Genomic DNA, 310 nt, shown 5'->3' with positions numbered 1-310 from the left:
AAATATGGGTATTCACAATAACTATTTAACAGAGCAAAATGTGGCACAACAAGATCAAAAAGAACAAGAAATTAAAGATAAGCTGAAAAAAGAACAAGAAATTAAAGAAAAAGAAGAAAAGCACCATAAGGTTGAAAAACCAGAAGAAAAAGCGAAGATAGAAGTAGAAGTTAAGAAAGAACTTGAAAAAGAGCAAAAGAAAGAAAATCAAGAAAATCTTATTTTCAGTGGACGTCAAGTATATGAAGAAAGACATAAGCAGTTCTTTAAAGAAGCGCCAATGTCACAAAAGTTATTAGGAATGGGTTAT

General features: G+C 30.0%; 1 protein-coding gene. It reads left to right on the top strand.

All coding sequences use genetic code 11. The annotated features are described in order from the left end of the window. The coding region (locus MR170_RS31410; RefSeq protein WP_242310716.1) for an O-antigen ligase family protein at nt 1-310 on the top strand (310 nt) is incomplete at both ends.

Origin of the sequence: Bacillus cereus group sp. BfR-BA-01524 (assembly GCF_022662595.1) — a bacterium.
Taxonomy (GTDB): domain Bacteria; phylum Bacillota; class Bacilli; order Bacillales; family Bacillaceae_G; genus Bacillus_A; species Bacillus_A thuringiensis_S.
The sequence above is the reverse complement of the archived record's forward strand: the minus strand, read 5'-3'. Positions and strand labels throughout refer to the sequence as shown.